A 16,782-nucleotide genomic window follows, 5' to 3' on the forward strand; every position below is an offset into this window, starting at 1 on the left:
TTTTCACAGAGAGCTCCATAAAGCTGAAAAGGAGCAAAAATTCTTTATTGAACCAAGCCTCTGAGCAGTACATCGGAATCTTTTATAAGAGGATGGTGTGACGGGAGCTCCCGTTATAGAGCTACGGTATAAGCATGAAAACAATGCAGTACCTGATAAGTTTAATATGGCGACATATTAATAAACTAGGGTGGCACCGCGATGATAAATCTCGTCCCTAAGACTATAAGTCTTGGGGGGGGATTTTTTTATTGTTTTAAAACAATATGGAAAGCGGGGACCTAAAGTGAAAAAAATACTTAAAGATTGGAAATATCCTTTATTACTACTGTCCGGAGTTGGTATTGCGAATTTAGGTGCATGGATTTACTTAATAGCACTGAATGTACTTGTCTATAATATGGGTGGCTCAGCCTTAGCTGTTGCTACTTTATATGTAATTAAGCCACTAGCCGCTTTATTTACAAACGCTTGGTCAGGAAGTATGATTGATCGTTTAAATAAACGAAAATTAATGATACACCTTGATATATATCGTGCAATATGTATTGCTATGTTACCTGTACTTCCATCACTTTGGATTGTTTATGTATTCGTATTCTTTATAAGTATGGCCAGCGCGATTTATGAGCCGACTACTATGACGTATATGACGAAATTAATTCCAGTAGAGCAAAGACAACGTTTCAATTCACTACGTAGCTTAATATCATCTGGTGCATTTTTAATTGGTCCGGCGGTAGCGGGAGCTTTATTAATAGTGAGTACACCAGAGTTTACTATATATATGAATACTATAGCATTTCTCTTATCAGGATTAATTACACTACTTTTACCTAATCTTGATAAAAAAGAAGATTCTCATTCACCTAGTAATACAATATCTATTTCACTATTAAAAAAAGATTGGAACACTGTTATAAATTTTAGTAAAAAACATGTGTATGTCGTATGTGTGTACTTCTTATTCCAAGGAATGATGGTACTAGCTACCGCAACTGATTCACTTGAATTATCATTTGCGAAAGAAATTTTATTGTTAACAGATAGTGAGTATGGCTTTTTAGTAAGTATTGGTGGAGCGGGCTGTATTTTAGGCGCCATAACAAATACAATTTTATCAAAAAGATTAGCACCTTCATTTCTAATTGGGATAGGATCATTATTCATCGCACTCGGATATTTAATCTACGCTTTTTCAAGTGGATTTTTAATAGCTGCTACCGGATTTCTTATTTTATCTTTCTCTATGGCATATGCAAATACAGGGTATTATACATTTTACCAAAATAACGTTCCTGTTCATATGATGGGACGGATTGGGAGTATATATGGGCTCTTTATTGCAGTAGTAACAATTTTTATTACAATATTGTCCGCTGTTGCAACGCAATTCATTTCTATACAACTTGTAGTCATTGTAGGAACATTAGGAATGCTGTTTATAACTATCGTATTGTGTGTATTTACTTTATTACCATCACAATTTAAGTGGGGTTCCGATGAATCAATAAATTCGAAATGAATTTTGTGTTCTTATTAATAATTTATCGTATTCAATTAAAGGGTTCTTTCCCCTTTATATGGAAAAATAAATAAGGGGAAAGAACAATAAGAAAAGACAAGGGTGGTTGTCGTGATAAAAACAAAAGGGGAAATAGACAAAATTGTAAAAGAGATGTATCGGAATATAGATTTCTCTGGGGTAGTTTTAGTGAAAAAAGAAAAAAACTTAATCTATGAAGAGGCGTTTGGTTACGCAAATAGAAGTGAATGTATAAACAATACACTACAAACAAAATTCGGAATTGCTTCAGGATGTAAATTATTCACTGCAATCGGCATCTGTCAACTTGTTGAAAAAGGTGTAATTACTTTTCATACAAAGTTAAAAGATTGTCTACATATTAAATTTCCAAACTTCAATGATGATATTACAATACACCAACTTTTAACGCATAGTTCTGGTATTCCAGATTATTTTGACGAAAGTATAATGGACAACTTTGAGGATCTTTGGAAGCAAACACCTATGTATCTTTTAAAAAGTTTAAAAGACTTTTTACCATTATTTCAAAACAATAATATGATGTTTGCACCAGGAAGTAAGTTTCACTACAACAATGCAGGCTTTATCGTACTTGGATTAATAATAGAAGAGCAAACAGGACTTGAATTTGCGGAATATATAGAGCAAAAAATATTCAATCCAATTGGCATGAATGATTCCGGTTATTTCTCTTTAGATACATTACCAAAGCACACTGCTTTGGGATATATAAAAGATGTAAATAGCCAAAAATGGAGAACAAATGCATATTCTATACCGATAAAAGGTGGTTCTGATGGCGGTGCTTATATTACCGCACCAGACATGCTCAAGTTCTGGGAAGCATTATTTAACTTTGAAATATTAAGCCAAGAATATACTAATTTACTTTTAACTCCTCATATTCAAGTAAATAATAATCAGTTTTACGGCTATGGAATATGGATTGAAACAAGACAAAATGATATTTTTAAATATCATATAATGGGCTATGATCCAGGTGTTAGTTTTCGCTCGGCCGTTTATCCAGACTTAGGAATTACATTAGTTATTCCTTCGAATAAAGGAGCAGGACCTGAAAAATTAATGAAAGAACTAGAAAAATCTTTTTGAAAAAGTTAAAAGAGTTCATAATTGCATCTGCCTTGAAATGTACTCTGTATAAGTCTTCATTTTAATTATTAAATGAAGACTTTCTGTAATTGATTAACACTGTTTTATGATTATCGATATTTATATGTAATATTAAAAAGGTAGGGAAAATTTGTATATATTAAACGGTAGTGTGTTTATTGTTTTTGGAGTCATCTCCTATTTAATTGTACGAAGTATTTTAATTGGGATGAAAAATAAAAAACATGTAAATTGGTGGAAAGAATTAATTCGTTTTCTATTCGTAGTATACATTTGTATGGTTGTTGCCGTAACTTTATTTCCTTTACCAATTGGTTTTCCTTCTAGTGCTGAAAATCTTAGTCGTTCAGTTAATATTATTCCCTTTGCATCAATTTTTAAGGATATTGGTCAAATAGGAAGTGCTTATGATGGTGATGTCCTATTTATGATCGGTCTAATCGTAAGAAATGTTGGTGGGAACGTTTTATTATTAATACCTTTAGGTTTTTTAGCACCAATTATATGGGATACATATAAAAAGATTAAAAATACTATTTTATTAGGATTTACCATATCAGTTAGTATTGAATTATTACAACTAATTGAGTCTTTATTTAGTGGATGGGCACGTATTACTGATATTGATGATGTGATCTGTAACGTTCTAGGTTCTATTGTTGGTTATTTTATTTATAAAATCACTTTAAAGCTAGCTGCTACATTTAACATGCAAGTAGTAGATAAAACTAGTTCTAAAGATGTTAAGTAATGATAAAGGTTAAACGAGTTTATGAATGTAATAATAAAGACGTACGAGTAATAAGTATGTCTTTTTATTTTTATAACTAATGAGTAAGATTGATGGGAAATTACATTCCACATTATACACTTTAAAGTAGCTATCGTATTTCAAGTATGGGATGAAAAGAGGCGAATATAATTTTCAAAGGCAAACAAGTATATAGGAGGACTCTTAATGGATATTCTACTTGTTATTCTTATAATTATATTAATGCAAGGTAAGGAATATAAAGTGAATATTAATCGTATTTGGATCATTCCGGCTTTGCTGTGCTTCGTAACAATCCAGTCCATTATTCATATGGGACAATTAAATATATTACAAGTACTACTATTTGTTGCAATGCTCGGTATTGGATTGGGTCTTGGGGTTATTAGGGGAAAAGCATTAACATTTCGATTAGATAGTGAAACAGGTCATGTATTACGAAAGGGAAATTGGTTAAGTACAATTATTCTACTTGTTATTTTAGGTGCAAAAGTTGTGATTAAGCAGAGTATGTTTTCTGGCAGTACGCATCAAACATTAACGATTGTAACGAATGCCTTTTTATGTATCACATTAGGTACTGTAATCAGTAGAAGATATTATATTTGGAAAAAATATAATGATTTAACACAAAAAGCGTAATTTCATTCTTCCCTTGTTTAACAATGCTATGAACGGTAATACTAAATAACATTGAACATTTACAACAAGGGATGATAATATGATATTCATTTACACAGACTTCGGTGGTACACATACAACTTCACTAGCTGCAGCGTATCATTTAAATAAATTACCAACTGATCGGAAGTTAACGAAAGAAGAAATATTAAATGTAGAGTACTTCAATAAATTAAAAACAGAAGATATGGGGAAAATTATTTTTCATGGAATAGACGAAAATGGCAATCCTGTATATACGATTGGATGCGGCGCATCAAAAGTCGTTGTACCTGCGATGAAGCATTTAGGAGAGATTCTACAAAAACATTATGAAAGCCATGAAAAGATTATTTTTTCTAATACATCACCAACAGTGCCTTTACCAATGACTTTTGGTGGTCTGTTTTCTAGGAGGTTTCATATCGATTTTATCGGCGTACCCTTACTCGTATGGGGAGCAAAAATTTGTTGTGATAACATACAAAGGCTTGTCAGTTATACGAAAGAAGCTGGGCGATTGACGAATGATTATGTTGTGATTTTAGATAACGAAACTTTTAAATAATGTATGAGAAAAAGAAAATCGAGCAAATTTCTTGATTTTCTTTTTAATTTGTGAAAAAGACAAGAAATATTCACATTTATCATCTATCTACTATAGCCAAAACAATAAAGTCCTGTTACTATTACAGGGATATTCTCTTTTCATAACATAAATATATAGAAAAATTAGAAAAGAGGAATTGAATTAAGGGAGGAACAACATGAAGCGTGTTGCTTGGATTACTGATAGTACAACTGCGAGTTTTAAAACAGAAGGAGATAACTTTGTTATCCCAATCGAAGTTATTATTGATGGTGTGTCGTACAAAGATTGTGAAGAAGGTGTACGTGAACGTGTTTATAATGCGTTAAACGAAGGTAAGACAGTCACTACATCACAACCTAACATTGGGGAAATGGTAGAGTTATTTACGAAATGCAAAGAAGAATATGAAGAAGGATTTGCAGTTGCTATTAGCGGAAAAGTAAGTGGAACTTATCAAAACATGAAATTAGCTGCAGAAATGGCAGGGTTCCCATTAACGGTATTAGACAGTGAAACGACAAGTTATCCAATGGATGAACTAATTAGAAAAGCGAAATCGTTATACAATGATGGTATGACTTTACAAGATATACACAAAACATTAGTAGATGAAAAAAGAAGACCTTTTCATGTATTTCCAAAGAGCTTAAAAGGTTTGTATGCAAGTGGACGTGTAAAGGGAGTTCAATTTTTACTTGGAAGTTTATTAAGTGTCAACTTAATATTAGAAGTAAAAGGCGGCGAACTTTTACTTGAAAAGAAAGTTCGTAAAATCCAAAAATGTCGAGAATATATTAAAAATGAGCTTGAAAAAGAATTGCCTAAAGTACTTCATATGTTCCATGCTAATGACAAAGATGGAGCTGAAGAATGGATTTCAGATATAAGACAAGCATTCCCTGAAATGGACTTCAAACTATATCCATTACCGATTTCATTTGCTGTTCATGCAGGTGAGGGAACAATAGCAATTAGTTATTAAAGTAAAACCCGTGAATGATTCACGGGTTTTTTATTTAATTAAAATGAAATGGACCCCTGCCAAATCTCCATCGAGCTTAGAAATCGATAATTCCTCAATACCTCATAGAAAACTGTGGAATGCTCTTTTATGGCTTATCCGATTATTTCTTACAAGATTTAGGGAGGATCGAGTTGAAAATGGGATTATTTTAGTGTAAAATTACACTAAATAAAACATTAGTTACTTTTGGAGGAGAGAAAGTGAATAAAGATCATACAATTGAACTCATTTCAACGAAAATAAAGTTAATACGTACTGAAAAAAGATATACGCAAGATAAAATGGCTGAAATTCTCGGGATATCCAAAAAAACGCTTGTTCAAATTGAGAAAGGGAGAACGAATGCAGGCTGGACCAACACCATTGCTATTTGTGCATTGTTTAGAGATAGTGAAGTTTTACAGAATGCTCTTGGGGATGATCCATTAGTAGTAATCGAAACAATGGCCCACAGTAGCACTAGCAATTTCAAAGAAAAAACATTGGGAGGAAAAGTCTGGTGGAAACAGATTCAAGAAAAAGGGAACTTTCGTTTACAACAAAATCTGATTAGTCAGCATTATCGTATTTTAGACAAGCAGGATTACCGTTGGTTTAATTCATTTGATTTAGAAGAAGCGCTAAATCAAATGAATCAATTAGCAACGGATTCAGACAGTCAAATAACCCCTTAAAATTATAGAGAATGCAGAAAAATTGGAGGGAATTACATATGATCATTTTGAGTTTACTTTGGATCTACTATATGCCTTATCTTGTGTTATGCGGATTTTTTGGTGGATTGTATTTAATTATTAATGGGATTAAACATCGTAACTTACTCGTAAGTATACTAGGATTACTTAGCCTTTCCTTTGTCGTACTGCCTTTTATTTTTTGGGGAATGGGGATTTCTGAGAATAAACTTCTTGATATTCCTACAGAATTATACTGGATTCTATTTTCTTTAACTGGGCTATTAGCTGGAATCATTGGATTACGGTCAAAAATTAAAGGAATACGTAATATGGGATTTATTATTTTTACTAGTGGAATAGTAGGAGACCTTTTTTATGTTTTAATGTCTGTACCTGATTCCATGTATATCAACTAGTTTTTTAAACTTAGCTCATTTTTATTTACTACTACATGGTGACTTAATCCAAAAAAGATAGCACAATAAAGGTAGAGGAAGAATCGCTGTCTTTCTTTATGAATCAGTACATAAAAAGGAGATGCTATAGTACCTATAGCATCTCCTTTTTCACATGAATCATTTCCCTATTAGCTGGATTGCACATAAACGTTTGATTTCATCCAGTACGTAGTAGGTAGCATATCGATAGCTATCTGTAATTTCTACACCCTCTGACTTTAAATGATAAAGGTAATGTTATCACAGTTGTTCCTGCAAGGGAAAAAGAAAAAATAAATAGTGTAGTAAAAACATTCTAGAATAAAGAAGCTTAGGAATATGGGATATAAAATATGGTAAATACGAGTTGTTAGAAATTTTCAAGAATGAACGGAAGAATACAAAGCATAAGCGAGTTTACAATTTTCATGCCAACACTACAAACTTGACATGCTTATTGAGAAAGAGTGAGAATGAGTAATATAACACTTATCTAATACATTCAGGTGATATTAGTATTGGATTTATTTTTAAGGGGGATGTTTAATGAAACCAGAACTAATTGTTAGAAATTTCTTCAAAGAAGTGCGTTCAGGGAATAATCCAGACTTTTCAAATCGATATATGGCAGATAAAGTATTGGCACATCAAGTTATATCTGAAGAGGAACAAACAGTATACAGATCGCCAAAAGATTATGCTGAGCATGTAAGAGAGATGATAGAAGTATATGGAAATTTTTCTTTAGAAATTCAAGAATTATTAGTACAAGATAGTAAAGTATATGTACGCTGGAAGCAAGTAGGTACACACATAGGAGAAATAGATGGATACGAACCTACAGGCCTCCCTATAACTCAAATAGCAAGTGCGGTATATAGAATTGAAAATGGGAAAATTTCAGAGTATTGGATTCAAATTGATAGATCAGGAATTCAAAATCAATTAGAGTACAATAAGAACATTCAATAAATTATCTTTAAGAATAATAGTAAAAAGCACAAAAACAAGATTTTTAAAACGAGTATTTCTATTACATAAAGGATACAAATCAATGCACTTTTTTACTGAAAGATTCATTCAAATTAATAAAAAAAGAGCATGTTTTAATAAAGTGAAACTTTAATCAGTGGGGGTTTTGTTCATCCCCCACTGATTATTAGTTGAACCAATCGGGCTTTTACAGGCAGTTGATCCCCCACCTAACTTCTTTGCTTCCACTGAATTTTGAGGTTGGGGTCTTACTGCCCGTTAATGCGGGATAAATCTTTTAAAATATGCTCTTTTTTATTGTTTCTACGTGTACTGACATCAGCTTAGTGTAACTTTATTATATGGTAACAACAAACATAGACACCTGTTTATGAACCCAAAAAATAGCAATAATTGTTCATGCGGTTTAAATTCGGGATACACTAGCTAACAATGAAAATAATAGAATCAAGTTGTAATGTGTATTTCGTTTTACACTGTAAGTCATTCATATTAAGTAATAGAATTGTAGAAACATATAATAGAATATTCGCACTAATATTTATATAGTTACAATCTATTTACATATAAGATTATTAAGATTATATTGGCAATGAAAGAGAAAACAATAGATGGAAGGGGATGTTTTTTATGTTTAAAAAAGCAGCACTAGGGATTTCATCGTTAGCAATCACAGCGTTCGTCGGTTTAGGAATGGCAACAGAAGCTTCAGCTGGACCTGCAGCACCACTTACTTCACTAAACGTCGTACAAGTAGAGTCTGAGCTGGGCGGAGTAGAAACAATTAACTCAAACAGCTTTAGCACATCACGTAACCACGGGGGAAAATACTTATATATTACAACGAAAGAGATGGGATACGGTCAAAATCCATTTACTAAAATAAATGGTTCTAATGTAAAAAGTATTGGATCCACAATAATCGGCGGAAAACCAATCGTTGGCTGGTATTACAAATGGGATGCTTCTGGACATCAACAAGGAACATTTGAATACCAAAAAACATCTATAAACGCGCCATTTAATACAATGCGTACGTCAATTTATATCCAATAATTTTTGAAAACGTTCGCACATACAGAATAGTCAAAAAAGGTACTCCTAGGAGTACCTTTTTTGACTTGAACCACGTTCATCTATATTTACAATACCGATCCCACAGCAAGAACACTTCCCATAAAATAACATCCTACACGTCTATGAAATTGATAGGAACGGGTAGTACAAGTCCTCTATGGTTAAAGTACGTAACCTTACATATTCCAATTCAATGAAAACAGAAAAAGACTGTATTACTTACGCCAAAATTCAAGATTAAAAAAGAATAGCTAAACTTATATAAGCTTAGCTGGATGAGTATGTGACGGAACCCTAAAATGAATTACATCTTTTTCATACCATAAATAATTTTGTATAGGGAGATGAAAGGATTTTTTAAAATAATAAAGAAGTATGTATAAACAAATATATAAATGGTAGTGATAGTATGAAAATCAGTAAGTTTGCAGAAGTAAATACTGTAAGTGTAGATACGATTAGACATTATATAGACCTCGGTCTCATTATTCCTGAAAAGAAAGGTGGGCACTATTTTTTTGATGAGTATTGTCAAAAAGATATGGAACTTATTTTAGAGTACAAAAGGCTAGGATTTAGCTTAAATGAAATTAAAGATCTTTTTCTTTATAAAAATTTAGGGAAATCTATAGATTACGAAAAAAATACTTTTTATCAATCTTTATTTAAATTGAAATATGAAAAGATTGAACAGGAAATAAAAAATTTAGAGGAACAAAAAGATAAATTAAAGGAAGCGTTAAATAATTTATCTATAAAAACTAAAATTTCGAATTCAATTTTAGGGATAGATTTAAACGTACTTAATGTATTTAAGTGTTTTAAGTGTAACGGAAATTTGATTCTTGAAGATGGCATTATCAATAAGAATCAAATTGTTGAGGGAAAGTTAATTTGTAATTGTGGTGAAGAATACGCGATTATTTCAGGGGTTTTAACAGCTGGAAACTCATATAAAGCATATGAAAAGACATCACTTGAAGATTCTATTTCGGATTATATCCATGAAACTGATACTGCTTTTTTGGAAAATGTTCAAAGAGGAGGAGAATGGGCGAAAAAGAAACTAATGCAACTAGATTTAAATGAAAAAATACTACTTGATTTAGGATCTGGTATTGGGTTCTTTTTACGAAATATTTATGAGGAACTACCAGGAAATTGCCTATATATTGCTGTTGATCGAGATTTGAATAAACTTTTATTTTTAAAAGATGTAATTGAAAGAAGAAACCCGAAAAGAAACATTCTATTTATCTGTGCCGACTTTTTAAACATACCTATTCAGAATTATTCTGCTGATATTGTCATTGATCAGTCTGGTACAAGTAATTATAGTTTTGAGCATAAAAACTTTTTGTTGCATGAATTAAATCCACTTTTTAAGCCAGAGTGTTATATGCTAAGCTCATATATTTTATTTAAAAATTTCAGCATACATAGTCATATATCAATTAGATTACGAGAGAATTTTACCTCTTCAAAAGTTAAGGGAGAAATTCAAAAACTACAGTTTCAAACCATTGATGAAAGAACTTCTAATTATTTGGAAAGAGGCGGGAAATACGAAAATTTCTTCGTTCAAGGAGAAGAAATTTATACATATTCATTTTTCGGAAGAAGATGGGGTTAACCCCATCTTCTTTTATTTTTCTTTTAAAACTTTTTAATAATAGCATATTGATATTGGGTTGACCCGAGAACTTACACTGTATGTAATACAAAGTTAAACGGGAGGAAAGAGTTATGGGACGTTTACGAATACATTCACAAAATGAGCAAAGTACTCAAGAACTAAGAAATATTTATCTCTATTCATTTGGGAAAACAGTATCAATATTTGGTAGCTCTATTTATAGTTTCGCATTAGGATTGTATGTGTTACAAATAACCGGATCAGCATGGAATTTCGCAATTACGCTTATTTTAGGAACGATTCCAATGATTGTTATGAATCCATTTGCAGGTGTAATCGCAGATAAAGTTGATAAAAAGAAACTGGTCGTTTGTATGGATTTACTAAGTGGAGGCTTATTAATTACTGTTTATACATTGAGCAGTAATTATGGATTAAACTTATTCATCATTTATACTACTACTTTTCTTTTAACAGTATTTACAACGTTTTTTGGAATAGGATTAGAATCCGCAAAACCGAATATCGTCTCTAAAGAGAGGTTAATGAGTATTAATTCTATAAGTAAAATTATTGATTCTGTATCTTTAATTCTCGGTCCTATGTTAGGTGGTATCGTTTTTGCTGTTGTAGACATAAAACTTTTTATAATGATAAACGGTATTTCATTTATCCTTTCTGGCATATCCATACTGTTTATTCACTTTAAATTGTTCGGGCACGATATAAAGGAGGAATGTTCAATAAGAGAAATTAATTTTATTAAAGATATAAAAGAGGGATACTTTTACTTAATGGAGAGGGAAAGCTTAAAGAATACGTTTCATATTTTAATTTCGCTTAATTTCTTCTTAGGATTTGCTGTAACTGTTCCATTACCATACATTATTAACACAGTTCTCAATCTTAGTTCGAAGCAATTTGGTATCATTCAAGGAACTTTTCCAGTAGGGATGATAATTGGTGCAATTTTAGTGAAAAAGATAACTAATCGTTTTTCTTACTCTTATCTTTTGAAAAAGCTAAGTTCAATGTTGGCAGTTTTTATGATTATTTCAGGAATTCCAGTTTTATTCAAAAGTTTTGAAGCAAATGATTTTGTATGCGTTATTACGTATTGTGTTGTTATGTTCTCTTTCGGGCTAATAATAGCGTTAATTGATATTCCTTTAATTTATTTCATGCAAAAAGAAGTTCCTGATGAATATAGGGGAAGAGTGCTCAGTATTGGATTAAGTATAGGTAAAATGATGCAGCCGATAGCACTGGCATTATCAGGTCTATTATTAAATTATATTCCAGCCTACACGCTTCCAATTGCAGGAGGAATAGTATTTCTTATTTTGAATAAAGCTTATTCAAATAAGTTCAATTTAGAAATTCATTCCAAAGATTATAGTGTTTAACGTAACTATTTGATATTGTTACAGATAAAAAAGCGCAGGATCATCATCCTGCGCTTTTTTATCGTAATTCAGCTGTCTTTCTAATAACAATCTTATCAATATCATCTTCTTCATCACCAATAAATAATCCACGCTCTTTTAAATACATTTCAAAGTATAAATCTGCTTCTGCACGTTCATCATACGGTTTTACAGAAAGTACGAAACCTAATTTGTTTTGCTCATCTAAATGAGAAGTGGAGATATAAGCCGGTACATTATGGCGTAAAAAGAGTTCTTTAACGGGAATAATCATATCTTTCATTAACTTTGTTAACATACCCATTTCAAACTCAAAATTAAAGCGATCTATACTAGATAAATCGGCGAATACTACACCGATAAAACCTGTATTAAATACTTCTTGGTATTCTACATCTTCGTTACCATAAAAATTCTTTTCGATCAAATAATTTATAAAATAAGACACACCATCACTTTGTTCAAAAGGTTTTGTTGAAAGAACAAAGCCGATTTTCTTTTGGTTATGTAAATATACACATGACATATATGCAGTGATATTATGTTCTTTAAATAATGCGCTCATTGCTCCAGATAGACCATCAAGTACATGATGAACAATTTGAAGTTTTTTACGAGCGAAATAATAGGATTTCTTTTGTAACTCCAATGTATCAATAAAGACAGAGCCGATAAAGCCTGTATTTGAAATAATAGGTGTTTGCTTTTTTCTTCCTCTGCGCTTTGCTTGAGCCATTGTAAAAATCATCCCTTCATGTACAATTAAAGTAAAAGAACATTTGTTCGTATGTGTATATTTTACTATTAAAACACTCTAAAGTAAAGGGTTTTTGATGAAAAAAACAACAAAAAAGACACCTGTAAAAGGTGTCTTAAACGCTGTAGGGAATAGGGTTTATCCCGTATATTTATATTATGATACAGAAACAATCTCTTCTGTATCTTCTACATCTAAATGACAGTCCATAGTACGTACATCTTGATCTTCATGACTTCCGAAATAAATAGTAATTTTCATATGTATCGCTCCTTTATTCTAGGAATACCTAAAATAATTACTAGTAATGTTAATGTTTATTATATACCACTTTTTTCATTCCGACAACGTTATATCATTTTTAATTCTTTTAAGCTATCCCGCATAAATTAAAGAGATATTTTTATAGAAAAAGGTAAATAACTTATGTGTTATATTTAAAATCAAAGAGTTCGGATACTAATTTTTATGAAAGGAGCACAATTTATGAATTATAAACAGTTACTATTAGATAATTTTACATTTAAAATCTCATATATTGCTAGACTTGTGCAAGGAATGAATGTAAAAGAAACGAAGGATTACATTGCTGTCGACTGTGGTTTACCTGCAGATACATTTAATATCATTACTTTACTTAACAATAATGTAACAGATAGAGCTAAGCAATTAAATAAGGAGGTAGAATACTATAATCAAAAGCAGTTTCCAATGTGTGTTTGGCTTTGGGATGAAGAACAAGGGCAGACTATTAAGAGCGAGTTATTAAAATTTGGTTTAAAAGAAGCAGAACATAGTATTGCGATGGTTGCAGACTTAAAAACAATTTCTCCAACAATAGACACGCCAGTAGGCTTTACAATTCAACAAGCATCTTCGCTCGGACAAATACAAAGATTTGGAGAAACGCTAGCTGATCTATTCGGTACATCAGAGGAAGGTATACATGTACAATCATTCTATAATCAAATTTCTTCTTTCGATTTATGGAATAGTGAAAATATGAAGCTATACTTAGGTATGTATAAAGATGAAGTTGTAACTGTTGGTTCGTTGGTCTGTACAAAAGATAGTATTGGTATTTATGACATAGCAACTCAAGAAGAGATGAGAGGACGAGGATTTGGTTCTACTATGTTTAACTTCTTGCTGCAAGAAGCAAAGAAATTAAAAAATACTTATTGCGTTTTACAAGCTTCACCTGATGGAATCAATATTTATAAAAAGTCGGGCTTTCAAGCTGTTGGACGAATGACTGTTTTTGAAAATCGACATTTATTTGAGTAAATCATACAAGTCAAATTGTTTTAAATATAGGAGTTAACATACCGTTATGAAAAAAATATCTCTAATTACAATCATTTGTTTTTTCATAGTAATAAGTATCTTTGTTTTTCGGCAAATAAACGAACATAAATACACTAAAGCTATTAATCAATCAAATCATATAAAGAATATCGCACATAGAGGCGCTTCTGCGTATGCACCAGAACATACAATAGCAGCATATAAATTAGGCCAACAATTGAAGGGGGATTACATAGAAATTGATCTCCAAATGACAAAAGACGGACATTTAGTAGCTATGCATGATGAAACCGTAAACCGTACAACAAACGGTAAAGGGTTAGTAAAAGAACATACATTAGAAGAAATGAAGCAACTAAATGTAGGCTCTTTTTTCAATGAAAAATATCCGAATTTAGCAAAGAAAGAATTTGAAAATGCTAAAGTTCCAAAGTTAAAAGAAATTATAGAAATGTTTGGGCATAATGCTAATTATTATATAGAAACAAAGTCACCAGATGAATATCCGGGTATGGAAGAAAAGCTATTAGAAATTATAAAGTACTACCAAATAAGTGATAAAGTTATTATTCAATCCTTTAGTGAAGAAAGTCTGCAAAAGATTCATAGTTTACATGCTAATATCCCACTAGTACAATTATTATCATATCAAAAGTCAGTTCAATTAAATGAATTAGAGATAGAAAAGTATAAAACATACTGCATAGGTCTTGGTATGAATTACAAATATATTGATTCAGCTTACGTAAAGAAAATAAAGAAACACGGATTAGAAGTTCATCCATTTACAGTAGATAATGAAAAAGATATGAAAAAGTTACTTTCATGGGGAGTCGACGGGATGTTTACTAATTATCCGGATCGTTTACATTCAATATTGGATTTAAAAAATCATAAATAAAAAGAATTACCCGATAGGAAATGATATACGGCTGTTTTCATGATGGTAATATCATTGAATACATTGAGCCGAAGTTTAAATAACTATGCAAAAGAGAAAATAAAAAGAATCCAATAACTTTATTGGATTCTTTTTATTTAGTTCTATGCACCCATCGTGAAACAATAGGATAATGAAACTCTTTATTTTGTAATTCATATAAAATCCCTTTAATTGGTCCTAAAATTACAGCAGCTAAAAGTATTATATATAGTGGAATTGTTCCAAAAATAACAAACAAGGAATTTGTACTCAAGTCAATGTGTAATAAGGAAAACATGAGCGTACGGACTACTACGAAGTTCCAAAGAAATACAGCGAGCCATACTCCAAATTGAAAAAGGGCTGATTCTAGATTCATTTCTTTTATACTTTGTGATTTGAAAACGAAATAAAGTATGAGGGGTATAAAAAAAAGTGTATTACCAAAGAGGAAAAAGACCAAGAAAGATAATAAAGTAATTCCATGTATCGCTAGTTTAATGTTTTTATCTTGTGATAGTATCATCAAAATCCTCCTATATTTAATGTAGATGGTAAAAAACAATACAACCCATTATATCATAGGAAACATGGAATAAAAATGAACTAGAAAGTAATCAAAATGTAACTAATTTTAACTACGCTTTTTATATTTTTTTGATACACTGACTACGAGAGGAATGCCGATTAAAGTAGGTAAAAACCAAAACCAAATTGGCGGAAGTAAATTTATAATAGGAATATGGATGCCTATATTTACTAAAAGTGCGGTGACGGCACCAATATAAGAGCCTAACATACCTCTAATATGGTGGTGAAGCCAATTTTTCCAACGCTTTTTTCTTGCAAGGTAACCATAAATCGCAAATGAATAAGAGAAAATTGCTACATAAAATAAATATGCGATTTTATCCCAATTTATTATGGACAATATGATTGCAGTAAGGGTGATAACAACATAAGATGCATGATATATTTCGCCCCATTCTGTATGTTTGCCTTTCTTCTTTTGAGCAACCATCGCTACAATACCGGTAATTAAGCATATTGTTCCAAATAAAATGTGTATGGATAAAAGAATGTTGAAAATGCTCATAATAATTCCTCCTTTTTTATTTTTATAGTATTGCAGTATAGGAGAAAAGTTGAAACATATTGTTTATTCGTCTTAATATATTGAAATAAAGGTACTCTTAGAATAAATTTCAACGGACAAATTTTCTTGAATTTAGTGAGTCACGTATTACGTGAAATGAAGGAGAGACTTCCATGTTTACATCTATTACATATTTACAATCAGGGAATGACAAGCAACAAAAAGTATATGATGTTTTGAATACATTAAACATAATGGAGGATTTAGCTTTGTATAGTCCTGTTCTTTGTGGGACAATACCTATAAGAATTGATACTCTTCAATCTGACTTAGATATTGTAATGGAAGTACATAACTTTGATGTTTTTGAACAGGAAATGAGATCTTTATATGGTTCTTATGAAGGATTCAAAATAAAAAAGAAAAAATTAAAAATACTGAATCAATAAAGGTGAATTTTAAATTTGAAGGTTTTGAATTTGAATTATTTGCCCAACCTAAGCCAGTGCGTAGCCAAAATGCATATAAACATATGATTGTTGAGCACATGATATTAATGCAGAATCCACATATAAGGGAAGAAATTATTCGCTTAAAAGAACAAGGGATAAAAACAGAACTAGCTTTTGCTCAAGTATTAAAAATTGACGGAGATCCTTATGAAGAACTTATTTTATTGGGACAGGAAATGCGTTTGTGGTAAATAAGGTACACAAAAAAT

General features: G+C 31.2%; 17 protein-coding genes, 1 pseudogene and 1 other annotated feature (1 of these 19 running past the window's edge). Of the genes and pseudogenes, 15 read left to right on the top strand and 3 right to left on the bottom strand.

Going from position 1 to position 16,782, the window contains the following annotated elements; translation table 11 throughout:
- Positions 1–222, top strand: a binding site (T-box leader); it begins 36 nt to the left of the window's first position.
- A 64-nt stretch (positions 223–286) separates the two neighbouring features.
- The 12 genes from MHH42_RS13230 to MHH42_RS13285 all read left to right on the top strand — a co-directional run bounded on the left by MHH42_RS13230 (position 287) and on the right by MHH42_RS13285 (position 11,957).
- Entirely contained in the window at positions 287–1,525 is a 1,239-nt protein-coding gene (locus tag MHH42_RS13230; protein WP_000722090.1) for an MFS transporter, read from the top strand.
- A gap of 111 nt (positions 1,526–1,636) precedes the next feature.
- On the top strand, positions 1,637–2,662 hold the full coding sequence (locus MHH42_RS13235; protein WP_070173237.1) for a serine hydrolase domain-containing protein: 1,026 nt from the start codon (positions 1,637–1,639) through the stop codon (positions 2,660–2,662).
- A 151-nt stretch (positions 2,663–2,813) separates the two neighbouring features.
- Positions 2,814–3,434, top strand: a complete 621-nt coding sequence (locus tag MHH42_RS13240; protein WP_070173238.1) for a VanZ family protein — start codon at positions 2,814–2,816, stop codon at positions 3,432–3,434.
- 207 nt (positions 3,435–3,641) lie between these two features.
- Entirely contained in the window at positions 3,642–4,097 is a 456-nt protein-coding gene (locus MHH42_RS13245) for a DUF1453 family protein (protein WP_016108526.1), read from the top strand.
- A 79-nt stretch (positions 4,098–4,176) separates the two neighbouring features.
- Positions 4,177–4,683, top strand: a complete 507-nt coding sequence (locus MHH42_RS13250; RefSeq protein ID WP_016108527.1) for a DUF3189 family protein — start codon at positions 4,177–4,179, stop codon at positions 4,681–4,683.
- A 199-nt stretch (positions 4,684–4,882) separates the two neighbouring features.
- Entirely contained in the window at positions 4,883–5,689 is an 807-nt protein-coding gene (locus MHH42_RS13255) for a DegV family protein (RefSeq protein ID WP_016108528.1), read from the top strand.
- A gap of 242 nt (positions 5,690–5,931) precedes the next feature.
- Positions 5,932–6,405, top strand: a complete 474-nt coding sequence (locus MHH42_RS13260) for a helix-turn-helix transcriptional regulator (RefSeq protein WP_001030625.1) — start codon at positions 5,932–5,934, stop codon at positions 6,403–6,405.
- Between the two features lie 38 nt (positions 6,406–6,443).
- A complete protein-coding gene (locus tag MHH42_RS13265) occupies positions 6,444–6,824 on the top strand; it encodes a hypothetical protein (protein ID WP_000584988.1) in 381 nt (126 codons plus the stop codon).
- A gap of 567 nt (positions 6,825–7,391) precedes the next feature.
- Positions 7,392–7,817 (top strand): ester cyclase, encoded by a 426-nt coding sequence (locus MHH42_RS13270; RefSeq protein ID WP_000801762.1) that lies wholly within the window; start codon positions 7,392–7,394, stop codon positions 7,815–7,817.
- A 651-nt stretch (positions 7,818–8,468) separates the two neighbouring features.
- The gene (locus tag MHH42_RS13275; RefSeq protein WP_016108529.1) at positions 8,469–8,894 is read left to right on the top strand and encodes a DUF4879 domain-containing protein; all 426 of its coding nucleotides are present in this window, start codon (positions 8,469–8,471) and stop codon (positions 8,892–8,894) included.
- Between the two features lie 430 nt (positions 8,895–9,324).
- Positions 9,325–10,548 (top strand): MerR family transcriptional regulator, encoded by a 1,224-nt coding sequence (locus tag MHH42_RS13280; RefSeq protein WP_016108530.1) that lies wholly within the window; start codon positions 9,325–9,327, stop codon positions 10,546–10,548.
- 113 nt (positions 10,549–10,661) lie between these two features.
- Positions 10,662–11,957 (top strand): MFS transporter, encoded by a 1,296-nt coding sequence (locus tag MHH42_RS13285; protein ID WP_000533145.1) that lies wholly within the window; start codon positions 10,662–10,664, stop codon positions 11,955–11,957.
- 58 nt (positions 11,958–12,015) lie between these two features.
- Here MHH42_RS13285 and MHH42_RS13290 read toward each other — a convergent pair whose 3' ends face one another.
- Entirely contained in the window at positions 12,016–12,726 is a 711-nt protein-coding gene (locus MHH42_RS13290; protein ID WP_002038924.1) for a hypothetical protein, read from the bottom strand.
- A gap of 495 nt (positions 12,727–13,221) precedes the next feature.
- On the opposite strand from MHH42_RS13290, the gene MHH42_RS13295 reads away from it, so the two are divergent.
- Positions 13,222–14,022 carry a GNAT family N-acetyltransferase gene (locus MHH42_RS13295; protein WP_016108531.1) on the top strand — a complete coding sequence of 267 codons (801 nt, stop codon included), beginning with the start codon at positions 13,222–13,224 and terminating at the stop codon, positions 14,020–14,022.
- Positions 14,023–14,068: 46 nt separating this feature from the next.
- The gene (locus MHH42_RS13300; protein WP_000724034.1) at positions 14,069–14,944 is read left to right on the top strand and encodes a glycerophosphodiester phosphodiesterase; all 876 of its coding nucleotides are present in this window, start codon (positions 14,069–14,071) and stop codon (positions 14,942–14,944) included.
- A gap of 133 nt (positions 14,945–15,077) precedes the next feature.
- Here the strand turns inward: MHH42_RS13300 and MHH42_RS13305 are convergent, their stop codons facing one another.
- Positions 15,078–15,491: a DUF4870 domain-containing protein gene (locus MHH42_RS13305; RefSeq protein ID WP_016108532.1), complete on the bottom strand. Its 414-nt coding sequence runs from the start codon at positions 15,489–15,491 to the stop codon at positions 15,078–15,080.
- Between the two features lie 108 nt (positions 15,492–15,599).
- Positions 15,600–16,061, bottom strand: coding sequence for a DUF2306 domain-containing protein (locus MHH42_RS13310; protein WP_000021723.1), 462 nt, complete (start codon positions 16,059–16,061; stop codon positions 15,600–15,602).
- Positions 16,062–16,234: 173 nt separating this feature from the next.
- On the opposite strand from MHH42_RS13310, the pseudogene MHH42_RS13315 reads away from it, so the two are divergent.
- A pseudogene (locus tag MHH42_RS13315) lies at positions 16,235–16,764 on the top strand (DUF4269 domain-containing protein).
- The last annotated feature ends 18 nt before the right edge of the window (positions 16,765–16,782 follow it).

Source organism: Bacillus sp. FSL L8-0099 (assembly GCF_038006385.1).
Taxonomy (GTDB): domain Bacteria; phylum Bacillota; class Bacilli; order Bacillales; family Bacillaceae_G; genus Bacillus_A; species Bacillus_A toyonensis.

Excerpts from the sequence above, each read along its gene's own strand:
- MHH42_RS13245 (WP_016108526.1), top strand. The coding sequence starts at position 3,642 with ATGGATATTCTACTTGTTATTCTTATAATTATATTAATGCAAGGTAAG.
- MHH42_RS13250 (WP_016108527.1), top strand. The coding sequence starts at position 4,177 with ATGATATTCATTTACACAGACTTCGGTGGTACACATACAACTTCACTA.
- MHH42_RS13255 (WP_016108528.1), top strand. The coding sequence starts at position 4,883 with ATGAAGCGTGTTGCTTGGATTACTGATAGTACAACTGCGAGTTTTAAA.
- MHH42_RS13265 (WP_000584988.1), top strand. The coding sequence starts at position 6,444 with ATGATCATTTTGAGTTTACTTTGGATCTACTATATGCCTTATCTTGTG.
- MHH42_RS13270 (WP_000801762.1), top strand. The coding sequence starts at position 7,392 with ATGAAACCAGAACTAATTGTTAGAAATTTCTTCAAAGAAGTGCGTTCA.
- MHH42_RS13275 (WP_016108529.1), top strand. The coding sequence starts at position 8,469 with ATGTTTAAAAAAGCAGCACTAGGGATTTCATCGTTAGCAATCACAGCG.
- MHH42_RS13280 (WP_016108530.1), top strand. The coding sequence starts at position 9,325 with ATGAAAATCAGTAAGTTTGCAGAAGTAAATACTGTAAGTGTAGATACG.
- MHH42_RS13285 (WP_000533145.1), top strand. The coding sequence starts at position 10,662 with ATGGGACGTTTACGAATACATTCACAAAATGAGCAAAGTACTCAAGAA.
- MHH42_RS13290 (WP_002038924.1), bottom strand. The coding sequence starts at position 12,726 with ATGATTTTTACAATGGCTCAAGCAAAGCGCAGAGGAAGAAAAAAGCAA.
- MHH42_RS13295 (WP_016108531.1), top strand. The coding sequence starts at position 13,222 with ATGAATTATAAACAGTTACTATTAGATAATTTTACATTTAAAATCTCA.
- MHH42_RS13300 (WP_000724034.1), top strand. The coding sequence starts at position 14,069 with ATGAAAAAAATATCTCTAATTACAATCATTTGTTTTTTCATAGTAATA.
- MHH42_RS13305 (WP_016108532.1), bottom strand. The coding sequence starts at position 15,491 with ATGATACTATCACAAGATAAAAACATTAAACTAGCGATACATGGAATT.
- MHH42_RS13310 (WP_000021723.1), bottom strand. The coding sequence starts at position 16,061 with ATGAGCATTTTCAACATTCTTTTATCCATACACATTTTATTTGGAACA.